General features: G+C 60.5%; 13 protein-coding genes. 5 read left to right on the forward strand and 8 right to left on the reverse strand.

Going from position 1 to position 14738, the window contains the following annotated elements:
- Positions 1 to 35 precede the first annotated feature (35 nt).
- The 3 genes from ACM6I7_RS02190 to ACM6I7_RS02200 form a co-directional block, all read right to left on the reverse strand.
- Positions 36 to 1187: a TDT family transporter gene (locus tag ACM6I7_RS02190; RefSeq protein WP_096797724.1), complete on the reverse strand. Its 1152-nt coding sequence runs from the start codon at positions 1185 to 1187 to the stop codon at positions 36 to 38.
- A gap of 105 nt (positions 1188 to 1292) precedes the next feature.
- A complete protein-coding gene (locus ACM6I7_RS02195; RefSeq protein ID WP_150368055.1) occupies positions 1293 to 1604 on the reverse strand; it encodes a cupin domain-containing protein in 312 nt (103 codons plus the stop codon).
- Between the two features lie 51 nt (positions 1605 to 1655).
- Positions 1656 to 2843 (reverse strand): MFS transporter, encoded by a 1188-nt coding sequence (locus tag ACM6I7_RS02200; protein WP_150368054.1) that lies wholly within the window; start codon positions 2841 to 2843, stop codon positions 1656 to 1658.
- Between the two features lie 91 nt (positions 2844 to 2934).
- Here ACM6I7_RS02200 and ACM6I7_RS02205 point away from each other — a divergent pair, with 91 nt between their 5' ends.
- Positions 2935 to 3477 (forward strand): TetR/AcrR family transcriptional regulator, encoded by a 543-nt coding sequence (locus ACM6I7_RS02205; protein WP_414887876.1) that lies wholly within the window; start codon positions 2935 to 2937, stop codon positions 3475 to 3477.
- A 247-nt stretch (positions 3478 to 3724) separates the two neighbouring features.
- Positions 3725 to 7195 (forward strand): PAS domain-containing hybrid sensor histidine kinase/response regulator, encoded by a 3471-nt coding sequence (locus ACM6I7_RS02210; protein WP_027614071.1) that lies wholly within the window; start codon positions 3725 to 3727, stop codon positions 7193 to 7195.
- Between the two features lie 113 nt (positions 7196 to 7308).
- Here the strand turns inward: ACM6I7_RS02210 and rmuC are convergent, their stop codons facing one another.
- Complete coding sequence (gene rmuC / locus ACM6I7_RS02215; protein ID WP_414887943.1) at positions 7309 to 8673, reverse strand: DNA recombination protein RmuC; 1365 nt, start codon at positions 8671 to 8673, stop codon at positions 7309 to 7311.
- 175 nt (positions 8674 to 8848) lie between these two features.
- Positions 8849 to 9172, reverse strand: coding sequence for a sel1 repeat family protein (locus tag ACM6I7_RS02220; protein ID WP_096797719.1), 324 nt, complete (start codon positions 9170 to 9172; stop codon positions 8849 to 8851).
- Positions 9173 to 10182: 1010 nt separating this feature from the next.
- Between ACM6I7_RS02220 and ACM6I7_RS02225 the strand changes: the two genes are divergently transcribed.
- The 3 genes from ACM6I7_RS02225 to ACM6I7_RS02235 all read left to right on the forward strand — a co-directional run bounded on the left by ACM6I7_RS02225 (position 10183) and on the right by ACM6I7_RS02235 (position 12582).
- Positions 10183 to 10407, forward strand: a complete 225-nt coding sequence (locus ACM6I7_RS02225) for a hypothetical protein (protein ID WP_007962908.1) — start codon at positions 10183 to 10185, stop codon at positions 10405 to 10407.
- A gap of 274 nt (positions 10408 to 10681) precedes the next feature.
- A complete protein-coding gene (locus tag ACM6I7_RS02230) occupies positions 10682 to 11164 on the forward strand; it encodes a hypothetical protein (protein ID WP_007962906.1) in 483 nt (160 codons plus the stop codon).
- 146 nt (positions 11165 to 11310) lie between these two features.
- On the forward strand, positions 11311 to 12582 hold the full coding sequence (locus ACM6I7_RS02235; protein ID WP_027614069.1) for an OmpP1/FadL family transporter: 1272 nt from the start codon (positions 11311 to 11313) through the stop codon (positions 12580 to 12582).
- A 193-nt stretch (positions 12583 to 12775) separates the two neighbouring features.
- Here ACM6I7_RS02235 and ACM6I7_RS02240 read toward each other — a convergent pair whose 3' ends face one another.
- The 3 genes from ACM6I7_RS02240 to ACM6I7_RS02250 are packed head-to-tail and all read right to left on the reverse strand — an operon-like array spanning position 12776 to position 14722.
- The gene (locus ACM6I7_RS02240) at positions 12776 to 13336 is read right to left on the reverse strand and encodes a glutathione peroxidase (RefSeq protein ID WP_414887877.1); all 561 of its coding nucleotides are present in this window, start codon (positions 13334 to 13336) and stop codon (positions 12776 to 12778) included.
- A gap of 55 nt (positions 13337 to 13391) precedes the next feature.
- Positions 13392 to 13517: a hypothetical protein gene (locus ACM6I7_RS02245; RefSeq protein WP_257012810.1), complete on the reverse strand. Its 126-nt coding sequence runs from the start codon at positions 13515 to 13517 to the stop codon at positions 13392 to 13394.
- A complete protein-coding gene (locus ACM6I7_RS02250) occupies positions 13514 to 14722 on the reverse strand; it encodes an MFS transporter (RefSeq protein WP_414887878.1) in 1209 nt (402 codons plus the stop codon). The genes ACM6I7_RS02245 and ACM6I7_RS02250 overlap by 4 nt, the downstream gene beginning before the upstream one ends.
- Between the last annotated feature and the right edge of the window lie 16 nt (positions 14723 to 14738).

Raw genomic sequence — 14738 nt, forward strand, 5'->3', positions numbered from 1 at the left:
GCGATCCAGGCCACACCTTACCTAAACTTTTCAGGTTATTTCTTCAACCCTGCAATACAAGGTGAGACAAACAGCTCACCGCGCCACGCGCCTTGCACGGTGCGTTTACCGACGATCAGCCACATCACCGCCAGCAGGCTCACCAGCATGCAGCCGACCACGCTGAAAAAACCGAGGTTCAGCGTACTGGCGAGCTTGAGGGTCGCCAGCGAATACACGCCCAGCGGGAAGGTGAACCCCCACCAGCCGAGGTTGAACGGGATGCCGTCACGCAGATAACGCGCGGTAATCAGCAGCGCCATCAACATCCACCACAGGCCGAAGCCCCACAGGGTGATCCCGGCGACCAGCCCGAGGCCCGCAGCGATTTCACCGATGCCCGGCAGGCCGTTGGCGGCGAAGATCGCCGGTGCATCAGCGCCCAGCAGCAACATGCCCAACGCACCAGTACCGATCGGGCCGAGGGCCAGCCAGCTCGAAGCGGCCATGTTTTCGTGGGGCAGTTTATGCAGGGCCATGCGCAGCAGCAGGATGGTCAGAATGCTGAACGCCACCGGCAGGGAAAATGCCCAGAGTACGTAGCTGGTGGTCAGCACCACCAGTTGCGCGTGGGCATCGGCCAGATGCGGCGCGAGCAAGCCGCCGCTGGCCGCCGCCACTTCCGCCGCCACCACCGGCAACAGCCAGACCGCCGTCATCTGGTCGATGCTGTGTTCCTGGCGGGTAAACATCATGTAAGGGATCAACACACCGCAGGCCAGCGACATCGCCACGTCGAGCCACCACAGCACTTCGGCCAAATGAATCACGCCTTCGCCCCAGCGTGGCAGGCCGAACAGCAGAAAGCCGTTGATGATGGTCGCCAGGCCCATGGGAATGGTGCCGAAGAACATCGATACGGTGGAGTGGCCGAAGATCCGCCGCGCTTCATCGAAGAATAAAATCCAGCGCGCGGCATAAGCGAAGGTAAACAGGGTGAACAACAGAATGTTGAACAGCCACAAACCTTCGGCCACCGCGTGCAACCCGGGAATCGCCACCGGCAGTTGCGCCAGCGCCAGGGCCAGCACGCCGGTACCCATGGTCGCGGCGAACCAGTTCGGGGTGAATTGACGGATCACTTCACGCGGATGCTGAAGCTGGCTGAACGGCTTGATGCCGGGTTTAGCAATGTTGGGGCAAGTCATCATGAACTCCTGTCCTCTGGTGAGGTTGAGCCCATGGTAGAACCGAATCGAATATCTATATAACGGGTAATTTCTCTATCTGTTATCTACTTTACAGATAAGCAGTCAAACACTGCCTTCGCTTTCGATCACCAGAATCCGCGCCGCGCCCTGCGGATGCGCCACGTGCTCGGTACCGACTGAAGCGTAGAAGATGTCCCCGACCTCAAGCAGCGCCTGCTTTTCTTCGCCCTGTTCGCGATAGTGCATCCGCACCTGACCATCGAGCACTACGAACACTTCCTCGCCATCGTTGACATGCCATTTGTACGGCTGATCAGTCCAGTGCAGGCGCGTGGTGATGCCGTTCATGTTGGCGATGTCCAGCGCACCCCAGGCACGCTCGGCGGTGAACGACTTGCTGCGGATAATCTTCATCGGTCGATCCGTGAAAAGAAGGCCGGCCAAAGGTAACTGAAAGCACAACGTTTATGGAGCGCTGCAAGCCTTGACTGCTTGCGGGCGCAGGCTGAGCAACAGCGCGGCGACGGCCAGGAAGATCAATCCGGCACCGTAGCCGTCGGTAGTCACCAGCAAACCGTAAGTGCGGGTCAAATGCCCAGCCAGCAACGCCGGCAGGCAGAACGCCAGATAACTCAGCGCGTAATACGCCGACATCAAACCGGCCCGCTCATGCGGCAGGGCTAGCGGCACCAGGCTGCGCACCGCGCCGAGGAAACCCGAGCCAAAGCCGCAACCGGCAACCAGTGTGCCGAGGAAAAACAGCGCCAGACTGGCGCTGTGCACGCCGAGCAAAATCAGCAGCACGCCGATAGGCAGCAGACTGGCGCCGATTTGCAGGGCTTTGCCGGCGGGACGATTGCGCAAAGTGAAAATCATCAGCGCCCCGGTCACGGTCAACGCCGAAACGGTAGCGCCGCCGATCAGGTTCGAAGTCGAACCGGTAGCAGTGCGCACCAGCGACGGTGCCAGTGAGGCAAAAAAGCCGCCGAGGGCCCAGGTTGCGGTGTTCAGCGGCAGCACACGCCATAAGGTCGAACGCGCCTGAACCGGCACATGCAGGGTCGGCCGCAGTGAAGCCCAAGCCCCGGATTGCGGGGTGACGCTTTCCGGCAGACGCCAGACATACACCGCCTGCAACACAAACAGCGCCAGCAGCAGCCAGTAAGTCAGTTGCAACGGCGCCGGGGCGAACTCGGCCAGCAAGCCGCAGCCCATGCTGCCCAGCGCCATGCCGAGCAACGGTGCGACGCTGTTGATCAACGGCCCTTGCTGACGGTCGGTGTCGAGCAGCGTCGCGCTCAAAACAGCGGTGGCCATGCCGGTGGCAAAACCCTGCAATACGCGGGCGCTGATCAGCCAGGCAACACTGTCGGCGCTGATAAACAGCAACATCGCTAGCGCATTGAGCAGCACGGCAGTGAAAATCACCGGTCTACGTCCCAGGTGATCGGACAGCGATCCGACCGTCAGCAGCGCCGCCAGCAGACTCAGCGCATACACGCCGAAAATCAGGGTCAGCACCGCTGCCGAGAAGTGCAGTTGATCCTGATACAGGTGATACAACGGCGTCGGCGCCGTGGAAGCGGCGAGAAAACTGAGTAAGGTGATCGCCAGAAAAATCAGGCTGCCACGGTTGGAAGCAAGGCTGGTCATGGGCACACTCCGCAAAAGCTAATTTTTTGCTTTTGCGGAGTGTGCTCCCGGCTTTGGCTTAAAGCAAATTCTTTGTGTTAAGGTCTGACGCATGGCTACTAAAGAAGGTTTACGCCCCGGCGGCCGCAGTGCCCGGGTGCAAGAGTCGATTCATTCGGCAGTCCGCGCACTTCTGCAAGAACAGGAGCGCAGCACCGTGACCGTCCCGCAAATCGCGGCGCGCGCCGGGGTCACGCCGTCGACGATCTATCGGCGCTGGGGTGATCTGGCGGCGTTGCTCGCCGACGTCGCCCTCGCCCGCATGCGCCCTGACAGCGAACCGGCGGTGACCGGTGACCTGCGTGGTGACATTCGCGCCTGGGCTGAACAGTATCTCGACGAGATGAGCTCAGAGCCGGGGCGCAACATGATGCGCGATGTGCAGGCCAGCGCCACGCCGGGGTACTGCGTGACGATTCTTGGTGGGCAGTTGCAGACCATCATCGAGCGTCACCCTGACGAGCCGGCGCCGAGCGTTGATCATCTGATCAATCTGGTGGTGGCGCCGGTGGTGTTCCGGATTCTGTTTTCGGCGGCGGCGCTGGAGGTGGATGAGCTGCATCGGTTGATCGATATCGCGCTGAAGCAGGACTGACGCTTTCGCTGGCAAGCCAGCTCCCACAGGGTCTGTGATGCTCACAAAAGCTGTGCCCACTGCAGATCCTTGTGGGAGCTGGCTTGCCAGCGATGGGGCATGACCGGTCACCTCAAAAACCACCCGGTTTCAAACCTGCGACACCCCGCCACGCCACGACCTTGGTCGACACTGACTAACCGCCATACTCATGCGAGACTGTCCGCCCGGGCAGGACTGCCGGGGAGTCTTTTGTCGGGAGTGTTGCATGTCGCTGTCCACCGGGCTGATCGCCGCCGTCGCCCTGGCCTATATGGCCATCATGTTCGCCATCGCCTTCTACGGCGACCGTCGCAGCACGCCGTTGCCGCCGCGGATGCGCGCGTGGGTGTACAGCCTGTCGCTGGCGGTTTATTGCACCAGTTGGACGTTCTTCGGCGCGGTCGGTCAGGCGGCGGAACAGCTGTGGTCATTCCTGCCGATCTACCTCGGACCAATCCTGTTGCTGCTGGGCGCGCCGTGGGTCCTGCAGAAAATGGTGATGATCAGCAAACAGGAGAACATCACCTCGATTGCCGACTTCATCGCCGCGCGCTACGGCAAATCGCAATCGCTGGCGGTGGTGGTGGCGCTGATCTGTTTGGTCGGCGTCCTGCCTTATATCGCTCTGCAACTCAAAGGCATCGTCCTCGGTGTGAACCTGTTGATCGGCGCCGGTGCCGACGCCATGGGTACCCGCGCCCAGGACACCGCGCTGATCGTGTCGCTGGTACTGGCGCTGTTCACCATCGTCTTCGGTACGCGCAACCTCGACGCCACCGAGCACCATCGCGGCATGGTGCTGGCGATTGCGTTTGAATCGCTGGTCAAGCTGTTCGCCTTTCTTGCCGTTGGCGCGTTCGTGACCTACGGGCTGTACGACGGTTTTGACGACCTGTTCAATCAGGCGATGCTCGCGCCACGCCTTGAGGAATACTGGAAGGAAACGATTAACTGGCCGTCGATGGTGGTGCAGACCGGGGTGGCGATGATGGCGATCATCTGCCTGCCACGGCAGTTTCACGTCACCGTGGTGGAAAACATCGACCCGCAGGACCTGCGTCTGGCCAAGTGGGTGTTCCCGGCTTATCTGGCGCTGGCCGCGCTGTTCGTGGTGCCGATCGCCCTCGCCGGGCAGATGATGCTGCCGAGTCACGTGTTGCCCGACTCGTTCGTGATCAGCCTGCCGTTGGCCCAGGCCCATCCGGCATTGGCGTTGCTGGCGTTCATCGGCGGTGCGTCGGCGGCCACCGGCATGGTGATTGTGGCCAGCGTGGCACTGTCGACCATGGTTTCCAACGACATGCTCTTGCCGTGGTTACTGCGACGTAACAACGCCGAGCGCCCGTTCGAAGTGTTCCGCCAGTGGATGCTCTCGGTGCGCCGCGTGAGCATCGTGCTGATTCTGCTGCTGGCCTACGTCAGCTACCGCTTGCTCGGCTCCACCGCAAGCCTCGCAACCATCGGCCAGATCGCCTTCGCCGCCGTCACCCAACTGGCCCCGGCGATGCTCGGCGCGCTGTACTGGAAACAGGCCAACCGCCGTGGGGTGTTCGCCGGTCTGGCCGCCGGTACGTTCCTCTGGTTTTACACGCTGATCCTGCCGATTGCCGCCCACAGCCTCGGCTGGTCGCTGAGCACGTTCCCGGGCCTTTCGTGGCTGCACAGCAACCCGCTGAACCTGCCGATCACCCCGCTGACCCAAGGCGTGGTGCTGTCACTGGCGGGCAACTTCACGCTGTTTGCATGGGTCTCGGTGTTGTCGCGCACGCGGGTCTCGGAACACTGGCAGGCCGGGCGCTTCATCGGCCAGGAAATCAGCGCGCGGCCGAGTGCGCGCTCGATGCTCGCGGTGCAGATTGATGATTTGCTGCAACTGGCGGCACGCTTTGTCGGTGAAGAGCGCGCGCGACAGAGCTTCATTCGTTTCGCTTACCGCCAGGGCAAGGGCTTCAACCCGAACCAGAATGCTGACGGCGAATGGATCGCCCACACCGAACGTCTGCTGGCCGGCGTGCTCGGCGCTTCGTCGACGCGCGCGGTAGTAAAAGCCGCGATTGAAGGTCGGGAAATGCAGCTGGAAGACGTCGTCCGAATCGCTGACGAAGCCTCGGAAGTCCTGCAGTTCAACCGCGCCTTGCTGCAAGGCGCGATCGAAAACATTACCCAGGGCATCAGCGTGGTCGACCAGTCACTGAAACTGGTGGCATGGAACCGGCGTTATCTGGAGTTGTTCAACTACCCCGACGGTTTGATCAGCGTCGGCCGGCCGATTGCCGACATCATTCGCTACAACGCCGAACGTGGCCTGTGCGGCCCCGGCGAGGCGGAAGTCCACGTCGCCCGGCGCCTGCACTGGATGCGTCAGGGCCGTGCGCACACCTCCGAACGCTTGTTCCCCAACGGCCGGGTGATCGAGCTGATCGGCAACCCGATGCCCGGCGGCGGTTTCGTCATGAGTTTCACCGACATCACCGCGTTCCGCGAAGCCGAGCAGGCGCTGACTGAGGCCAACGAAGGCCTGGAGCAACGGGTCAGCGAGCGTACGCAGGAGCTGTCGCAGCTCAACGTCGCACTGACCGAAGCCAAGGGCCATGCCGAGGCGGCGAACCAATCGAAAACCCGTTTCCTCGCCGCCGTCAGCCATGACTTGATGCAGCCGTTGAACGCCGCGCGCCTGTTCTCTGCCGCCCTGTCCCATCAGGACGACGGCTTGAGCAGCGAGGCGCAGAAACTGGTGCAACACCTCGACAGTTCGCTGCGTTCGGCAGAAGACCTGATCAGCGACCTGCTGGATATTTCCCGCCTGGAAAACGGCAAGATCAACCCCGATCGCAAACCGTTCGCGCTCAATGAGCTGTTCGATACGCTCGGCGCCGAATTCAAGGCGCTGGCCCAGGAACAAGGCCTGAAGTTCCGTGTGCGCGGCAGCCAGTTGCGCATCGACAGCGACATCAAATTGCTGCGGCGGATTCTGCAGAACTTCCTGACCAACGCTTTCCGCTATGCCAAGGGCCCGGTGCTGCTGGGCGTACGTCGGCGCGATGGCGAGTTGAGCCTGGAAGTGTGGGATCGCGGGCCGGGAATTCCGGAAGACAAACAACAAGTGATTTTCGAGGAGTTCAAGCGCCTCGACAGCCATCAGACCCGCGCCGAAAAAGGTCTTGGGCTGGGCCTGGCGATTGCCGACGGTTTATGTCGCGTGCTCGGCCATACCCTGCGCGTACGTTCGTGGCCGGGGCGCGGCAGCGTGTTCAGTGTCAGTGTGCCGCTGGCCCGGGCGCAATCTCTGCCACAGAAAACTGCGGTGGAGTTGAACGGCAAGCTGCTCAGCGGCGCGCAGGTGCTGTGCATCGACAATGAAGACAGCATTCTGATTGGCATGAACAGCCTGCTGACCCGCTGGGGCTGTCAGGTGTGGACGGCGCGCAATCGCGAAGAATGCGCGGCGTTGCTGAACGAGGGTGTGCGACCGCAACTGGCACTGGTCGACTATCACCTGGACCACGGCGACACTGGAACCGAGCTGATGGCGTGGTTGCGCACCACGCTGGGTGAGCCGGTACCAGGGGTGGTGATCAGCGCCGATGGTCGTCCGGAGACGGTGGCGCAGGTGCATGCGGCGGGGCTGGATTATCTGGCCAAACCGGTGAAACCGGCGGCGTTGCGGGCGTTGTTGAGTCGGTATGTGCCGCTGTAACCGTTTGACTTGAATGTCGCAGCGCTACCACTGACGCCTTCGCGAGCAAGCCCGCTCCCACTTTTGGAATGCATTTCACTGTGGGAGCGAGGCTGCTCGCGAAGCTCTTCGGGTTATTCCGGGAGCTCGACCAGCCCATCGACATCGGTCATCGCCCGCTCCAGCAGATCCGCCGGCAAACTCTTGCTGGCCCGCGCGCCCAGCAATTTGAGCTGCTCACTGCGGCTGACCAGGTTGCCGCGCCCTTCCGTGAGTTTGTTGCGCGCCGAGCTGTAGGCCTTGTCCAGCTGTTGCAGGCGATTGCCGACTTCGTCCAGATCCTGAATGAACAGTACGAACTTGTCGTACAGCCAGCCGGCACGCTCAGCGATTTCCCGGGCGTTCTGGCTCTGCCGCTCCTGCTTCCACAGGCTGTCGATCACCCGTAACGTCGCCAGCAACGTGGTCGGACTGACGATCACGATGTTGCGGTCGAACGCTTCCTGGAACAACGCCGGCTCGGCTTGCAGGGCGGCGGAAAATGCCGCTTCGATCGGCACGAACAGCAAGACGAAATCGAGGCTGTGCAGGCCTTCCAGACGCTTGTAATCCTTGCCGGCGAGGCCCTTGACGTGGCTGCGCAGAGACAGCACGTGCTGCTTGATCGCGACCTGGCCGAGGGTGTCATCTTCGGCGGCAACGTACTGCTGATAGGCAGTGAGGCTGACCTTGGAGTCGACCACCACCTGCTTGTCGCCCGGCAGGTAAATGATCACATCCGGCTGGAAGCGCTCGCCGTCCGGCCCCTTGAGATTGACTTGGGTCTGGTACTCGCGGCCCTTCTCCAGCCCCGCGTGTTCCAGCACCCGTTCAAGGATCAATTCACCCCAGTTGCCTTGGGTCTTCTGGCCTTTGAGGGCGCGGGTCAGGTTGGTCGCTTCGTCGCTCAGGCGCAGGTTAAGCGCTTGCAGACGCTCCAGCTCCTTGGCCAGCGAGAAGCGTTCGCGGGCTTCTGCCTGATAGCTTTCTTCCACGCGTTTTTCGAAAGATTGGATGCGTTCTTTCAGCGGATCGAGCAACTGCCCGAGGCGCTGTTGACTGGTCTCGGCAAAACGCTGTTCACGTTCATCGAAGATCTTCCCTGCCAGCTCGGCGAATTGCGCGCGCAGCTCATCGCGCGAGCCTTGCAGGTCGTTGAGGCGTTGTTGATGGCTTTCCTGTTGCTCGCGCAGTTCGGCGTTGAGCGACGCGGCCTGGGCGTCGAGACGCCGCAATTCGGCTTCCTTGTTGGCACGCTCGATGTTCCAGGCGTGGGAAGCGTCACGGGCATCATCACGCTCGATCTGCAGCAGCTCGACTTCGCGGCGCAGGGCCGCCAGCTCCGCCTGTTTGGCGGCATTGGCTTGGCCGAGGTCGACGATTTCATCGCGGCTGGCTTCAAGTTGGGCGTTGAGCCCGTCCTGCGCCAGTTGCGCCATGGCCAGGCGCTCTTCGAACAAGGCGACCTCGGCTTGCCGATCACTGGCCCGCCGTTGCAGTTGCCAGGCCAGCGCCAGCAGCGGCAATCCCGCGCCCGCCAGACCCAGCAACACGCTGGTCAAGTCCATAGCCATAGCCACTCCTGCCGATTCGATAAAGCCTGAAGGTTAACCAAGGCATGGGGCGTTGGACAGCTCAGTCTTCGAGCAGACCGAGTTCGCGTTGTGCACGCCGGTCGCCGGCGCGGGCGGCCTGGCGCAGCAGATCCTGCCCGATGCGCCGATCACGGGCATTGCCGCACTCGCGGCACATCAATTGGCCGAGACGACTTTGCGCGGCGACCACGCCTTCGCGCGCCGGTTGCTTGAGCAGGCGCCCCGCCAGATGCTTGGCATTACGGCTATCGCCCAGGCGCGGGCTGTCGAGCAGCCATTCGGCCACACGCACGGAAAATCGCATGGGAGGGGTAACACGAGGGTGTTCGGAGGTAACAGAGTCTGATACTGAGCGAAACTTCATAAAACACTGTGGGACAGATCGGAAGGCGCGCCACTCTACTCTCTTTTTCGTACAGGTAAAGTCGAAAAAAACCCGGCACGCCCGTCCTAGAGCAAGCGCTAGGGACAATCCACAGAAGCTGTGGATAACTCAGTGGACAACCGCTCCCGAACCTCCGCAAAGCCTTGTGGAATGGGGCTCGCAGTCAAACTGACGATTTTTTCACCAACAAAAAAAGACGATATTTTTCATTGACTTAAACTTTTGATACAGGCAGCCATCGGGGTCAGGATTGATATGACAGCAAGGTTACCGTCTGCGCAACTAATGTGCACAAGTACCTGTTACCCGGTTATATCGATGCGCTTTTTTGGCCCGTTTTGCGCCTCGGACTGGGGATAAGCGGGTTGGCGCTGGGCATGGCTGCACGCTTTTGTGGCGACGGATGGTTTCTTCGCGAGCAGGCTCGCTCCTGCAATCGGCCCCGTTCTCCTGTGGGAGCGAGCCTGCTCGCGAAGGGGCCAGCCCTGTCCCCGGTGATCCGCGCCACCGACCGAAATCTTTTTTTGCCGCCGGGTTTGCATTGCCCAGGACGTTCCGTTACTATCCGCGGCGTTAGTACCAAGCTGAAAGTCAATTCCGGTCGAACACATCCCCACGGTCAACCTTCTTCCCAGAAGCCCTTCACCGAAAAAAGCGGGAACGACCCCTCGATGGTTTCCAGGTAAATCTTGCGCCGACACTGCCTTTGAATGAATGCAAAGGGTGTTGCGAAGACCACTTACTCTGACCGAACCAGCCTGCAAATTGATCAGGATCTTCACCCCGGGCCCAGAACCTTTGCCCTCGATGTGTTGCCTGTCCTCCTAAGTACCTACCTGCCAGCCCAAGCGCGCCAACTTAATAGCGCTTCAAACTGGCTGCTTTGTTCCAGTCGGGTTCTTTGTTCGACCAATGGTGGTCGACATTACTGGAACGTTTTAACGTTGCACGGCTCTTATCCGTGTCATTTGTAGGAACACCTAATAACTATGTCTACTCAAATCCAGACTCAGGATGCCATTCGCACCCTAACCAACGCTTTTGCCCCAATGAACTGCCTGATCATGGCCGCTCGCAAAGGCTGCTTCAGCTTCACCGTGGTCAATGAACACGGGATCGCTCGCCACAGCGAGCGTCTGTACCCAGATCAGTACTCCAGCGCCGAACCGCTGCAGGCCATTATTGATCGTACGCGTCAGGCATTGATTGCCTGAGAGCCGAAAAGGCTGCAAAAGCAAAAGCCCCGCACAAAATGCGGGGTTTTTTATTGCCCGATATTTCGCTTTTAGCCATTCACGCCTAAGCACCTTCGGATATAACGCCTGTGGCTCGCTGCCGGAAATATTTTAAAAACAGGCCTTTACGTCGCGAATATGACACTACACTTCAACTCAAGCGGCTTGATCCGCTTTCGGCGAGCCTGAGTCGATCCACTGCTGCCAAGGCCCTTTCAGGTATCGCCGGCCAATTACAAGATCCGAGGGTTTTATGGGTATCGCTGCCAGCGAACTGTGCCGCTATGTGATCCGTCCCACACTGATCTATCTGGGACGCCACTGCGCAACTGCCGAATCCCTGCTACTGGGCATTGCCGCCAGCCAGTCCGCCCTCGGTTCCGCCCTGCATGACCGCCGTGGCCACGGCCTCTACCGGATTGCCGAGCACCGCCACCAGGCCCTTTGGGATCACTATCTGGCACTCGATCCGGAGCGTGCGAGCCTGGTTCGCGGCCTCGCCAGCCAACATGCCTTTTTGAGCGGCCCGCACCTGGAATTGACCGTCAACCTGCGTTACGCCACCGCCATCGCCTGGCTGCTGGTAGAAGAACAACACACCCCCCTCCCCGCCCCGGACGATCTGCTGGGCATGGCGCGAATCTGGCGTCAGACCTTCCAGCCGCAAGGTCGTCTGCGCGACTTCACCTACGCCTGGCAAACCTGTGTTTCACCGGTGAATCAGGTCGCGTGTTGACTGGCGAGTTTCAGAAGATCGCTCAACAGGTCGCGAATCTGGTCGGATTGTCCTACAAAACCGCTCTAACTCAAGCCATACGGACTATAGCGCTGGGACGAAAATGTTGGTAATTTTCGCCCCGGTGATCACCAGGAGTTCTAATAATGAAAAAAGTCATGCTCAAAACCACCCTTAGCCTCGCCGTTACCATGGCATCCACCCAGATCTTCGCAGCTGGCTTTGCCATCAACGAACACAGCATCAGCGGGATGGGCACTGGTTACGCTGGGCGATCCTCTTCTGCCGACGACGCAAGCACTGTTTATGGCAACCCTGCCGGCATGTCGCGCCTCACGCGCGAACAAGTCACCGGCGGTGTTGCATTCCTCGATGCCAAGACCGATATCAGCGACGCCAGCTCCAGCCCTAACGGCGGCAGCAACAAAGGCGACATGGTGCCCTTCACCTCTGTACCTATGGGCTTCTACGTCAAACCGATCGATGAGCATTGGGCATTCGGCCTCGGCGTGTACGTGCCGTTCGGTCTGATTACCGACTACGAAAAAGGCTTTGGCGGCCGTTACTTCGGCAGCAAGTCCGAAGTACAAGTCATCACTTTCCAGCCAACTGTCAGCTACAAGTTCAACGACGTGGTGTCGATCGGTTTCGGTCCGACCATCAACCGCATCGACGGCACGCTGGAATCCAACCTGTCGATTACTCAGGCTGCGCCGGACGGCAAGGTCAAGATCAAGGGTGACGACACCGCGCTGGGTTACAACATCGGCGTGCTGGTACAGGCCACCGACACCACTCGTCTGGGTCTGACCTACCACTCGAAAGTCGATTACAAGCTCGAAGGCAACACCAAGGTCAACTACGGCGTATTGGGCGCCGTCGGCCTAAGCGCCCAGCAGAAGTACGACGCTTCGCTGAAGATCACCACCCCTGAATCTGTGGACTTCTCGGTCACTCAGGCGATCAACGATCGCTGGAACGTTTACGCCGGTTCGACCTGGACCCGCTGGAGCCAGTTGAAGAAGATCACCGTTGAAAACTCGGGCGTACAGCCGCTGCTGGCCGGTCAGTTCGGCGAGATCACCGAAGAGCAGAACTGGCACGACTCCTGGGCTTATGCCGTGGGTACTTCGTACCAGCTGAACAAGGAATGGGTACTGCGTACCGGTCTGACCTTCGACCAGTCGCCGACCAACAACGTCGACCGTTCGCCACGCATTCCTACTGGCGACCGCACGATCTTCAGCATCGGTGCCGGCTGGAGCCCGACCGAAGACCTGACCATCGACGTGGCTTACTCGTACCTGAAGGAAGAGTCGGTCAAGATCCACAACCAGAACGATCGTGGCCAGACCTACGATGCCAAGTATGAAAACTCGGCAAACGGTTTCGGTGTTGGCGCAACTTACCGCTTCTGATGCTGCACGGCGAGGCTAAACCCTCGCCCACAAAAAAGCCCCGCTCTCTTTGCAGAAAGCGGGGCTTTTTTGTTCCCGCATGACCGCCACTGTAGGAGCTGCGGCACGCTGCGATCTTTTGATTCTGATCTTTAAAATCAAAAGATCGCAGCGTGCCGCAGCTCCTACAGGAACGGGGCAAAGACATGCATCTTCATGGTTGCAGGGGTTTTGAGGCGATAGCTTTCTCGATCGCCGCAATAAACTCCGGGTCATCCGGCTTGGTCAGGCTGGAGAAATTGGCAACCACTTTGCCCTGTCGATCAATCACATACTTGTAGAAATTCCACTTCGGCGCGCTGCTCTGTTCGGCCAGCACCTTGAACAGGTGAGTAGCATCGTCGCCACGGACTTTCTGCGGTTCGGTCATGGTGAACGTCACGCCGTAGTTGGCGTAGCAGACCTTGGCGGTTTCGGCGCTGTCCCTGGACTCCTGCTTGAAGTCATTGGACGGCACGCCGAGCATTTCCAGGCCTTGCGCCTTGTAATGCTGATTGAGCGCTTCGAGGCCCTCGAACTGTGGGGCGAAGCCGCAGAAACTGGCGGTATTGACCACCACCAGCGGCTTGCCGGCGTAGCGCTGGCACAGATCGACGGATTCCTTGGCGCGCAACTTGGGCAACGAACCTTGCAGCGCCTCCGGACAGTCAGCGGCCTGGGCCAGTCCGGTCAACGCCATCAGCAACGCGGGTACAGCACACCAGCGCATGAGCATGTCGGGGCATCCTTTGAGCAGTCATCAGACTCCCGACGTTACTCGCCATCCAAGCCTACAAGCAAGCGCCCAGGCCCAACTGCATTAACGCCAGGCCGCCCTGATGCCAGCCCCACCACACCAGCGCCAGCAACAGCACGCCGAGTGCGGTGAAGGCGATTTGTGGCCAGGAGCGTTTCATACGGCGCCGACAGCCGGCTGCAGACGTGCCACAGGACGCTCGCGCACTGGCCAGTTCAGCGCGGCTGCCAGCAGACTCAAGAGAATCGCCACTTGCCAGATCAAGTCATAACTCCCGGTACGGTCATACACCACCCCACCCAGCCAGCCGCCGAGGAACGAACCGAGCTGATGGAACAGGAACACGATACCGCCGAGCATGGACAGGTTACGCACGCCAAACAAGGTCGCCACCGTGCCGTTGGTCAACGGCACCGTCGACAGCCACAGGAAACCCATGGCCATGCCGAACAGGTACGCCGAGGTCGTCGTCACCGGCAGCCACAGGAACAGCACGATCACCACCGCACGCAGCAGGTACAACGCCGTCAGCAGACGCGGTTTGGACATGCGCCCGCCGAGCCAGCCGGCGGTGTAAGTGCCGAAGATATTGAACAGCCCGATCAGCGCCAGCACTGTGGTGCCGACGGTTGCCGGCAGATGCTGATCAACCAGATAGGCCGGCAGATGCACGCCAATGAACACCACCTGAAAGCCGCAGACGAAAAAGCCGAACGCCAACAGCCAAAACCCTGAGTGCGAACAGGCTTCGCGCAGCGCTTCGGACAAGCTCTGCTCATGACCGAGTACCGGCAGCGGCTTGTCCTTGAGCATGCTCACCAACGGCACAATCATCGCCACCAGCAAACCGAGTACCAACAGCGCCGCCGACCAGCCGAGCCAGCCGATCAACCCCAGCGTGCCCGGCAACATCGCAAACTGGCCAAATGAGCCGGCGGCACTGGCGATGCCCATGCCCATGCTGCGTTTTTCCGGCGGCACCGCACGACCGACCACGCCGAGAATCACCGAGAACGACGTACCGGACAGACCGATACCGATCAACAGACCGGCATTCAGCGACAGGGTCAGTGCCGAATCGGACAGCCCCATGCACACCAGGCCCGCGGCATACAGCACGCCGCCGACCAGCACCACTTTCGCCGCCCCGAAACGGTCAGCCAGCGCGCCAGTGAACGGCTGCGCCAGACCCCAGATCAGGTTCTGCAAGGCGATCGCGAAGGCAAACACTTCGCGCCCCCAGCCGAACTGCGCACTCATCGGCGACAGGAACAGACCGAAGCCGTGCCGCACGCCCAATGACAACGCCAGAATCAGCGCACTTCCCAGCAACACCCAACCGCACGTACGCCACATCGATGTCATTGTTATTCTCCGTTCG

This window comes from Pseudomonas sp. IT-93MI4, assembly GCF_949767635.1.
Lineage (GTDB): Bacteria > Pseudomonadota > Gammaproteobacteria > Pseudomonadales > Pseudomonadaceae > Aquipseudomonas > Aquipseudomonas putida_A.

Coding starts and splice junctions, on each gene's coding strand:
- ACM6I7_RS02245 (WP_257012810.1), bottom strand. CDS start 13,517: ATGAAACGCTCCTGGCCACAAATCGCCTTCACCGCACTCGGCGTGCTG.
- ACM6I7_RS02200 (WP_150368054.1), bottom strand. CDS start 2,843: ATGACCAGCCTTGCTTCCAACCGTGGCAGCCTGATTTTTCTGGCGATC.
- ACM6I7_RS02190 (WP_096797724.1), bottom strand. CDS start 1,187: ATGACTTGCCCCAACATTGCTAAACCCGGCATCAAGCCGTTCAGCCAG.
- ACM6I7_RS02230 (WP_007962906.1), top strand. CDS start 10,682: ATGGGTATCGCTGCCAGCGAACTGTGCCGCTATGTGATCCGTCCCACA.
- ACM6I7_RS02195 (WP_150368055.1), bottom strand. CDS start 1,604: ATGAAGATTATCCGCAGCAAGTCGTTCACCGCCGAGCGTGCCTGGGGT.
- ACM6I7_RS02210 (WP_027614071.1), top strand. CDS start 3,725: ATGTCGCTGTCCACCGGGCTGATCGCCGCCGTCGCCCTGGCCTATATG.
- ACM6I7_RS02220 (WP_096797719.1), bottom strand. CDS start 9,172: ATGAAGTTTCGCTCAGTATCAGACTCTGTTACCTCCGAACACCCTCGT.
- ACM6I7_RS02240 (WP_414887877.1), bottom strand. CDS start 13,336: ATGCTCATGCGCTGGTGTGCTGTACCCGCGTTGCTGATGGCGTTGACC.
- ACM6I7_RS02250 (WP_414887878.1), bottom strand. CDS start 14,722: ATGACATCGATGTGGCGTACGTGCGGTTGGGTGTTGCTGGGAAGTGCG.
- ACM6I7_RS02225 (WP_007962908.1), top strand. CDS start 10,183: ATGTCTACTCAAATCCAGACTCAGGATGCCATTCGCACCCTAACCAAC.
- ACM6I7_RS02235 (WP_027614069.1), top strand. CDS start 11,311: ATGAAAAAAGTCATGCTCAAAACCACCCTTAGCCTCGCCGTTACCATG.
- ACM6I7_RS02205 (WP_414887876.1), top strand. CDS start 2,935: ATGGCTACTAAAGAAGGTTTACGCCCCGGCGGCCGCAGTGCCCGGGTG.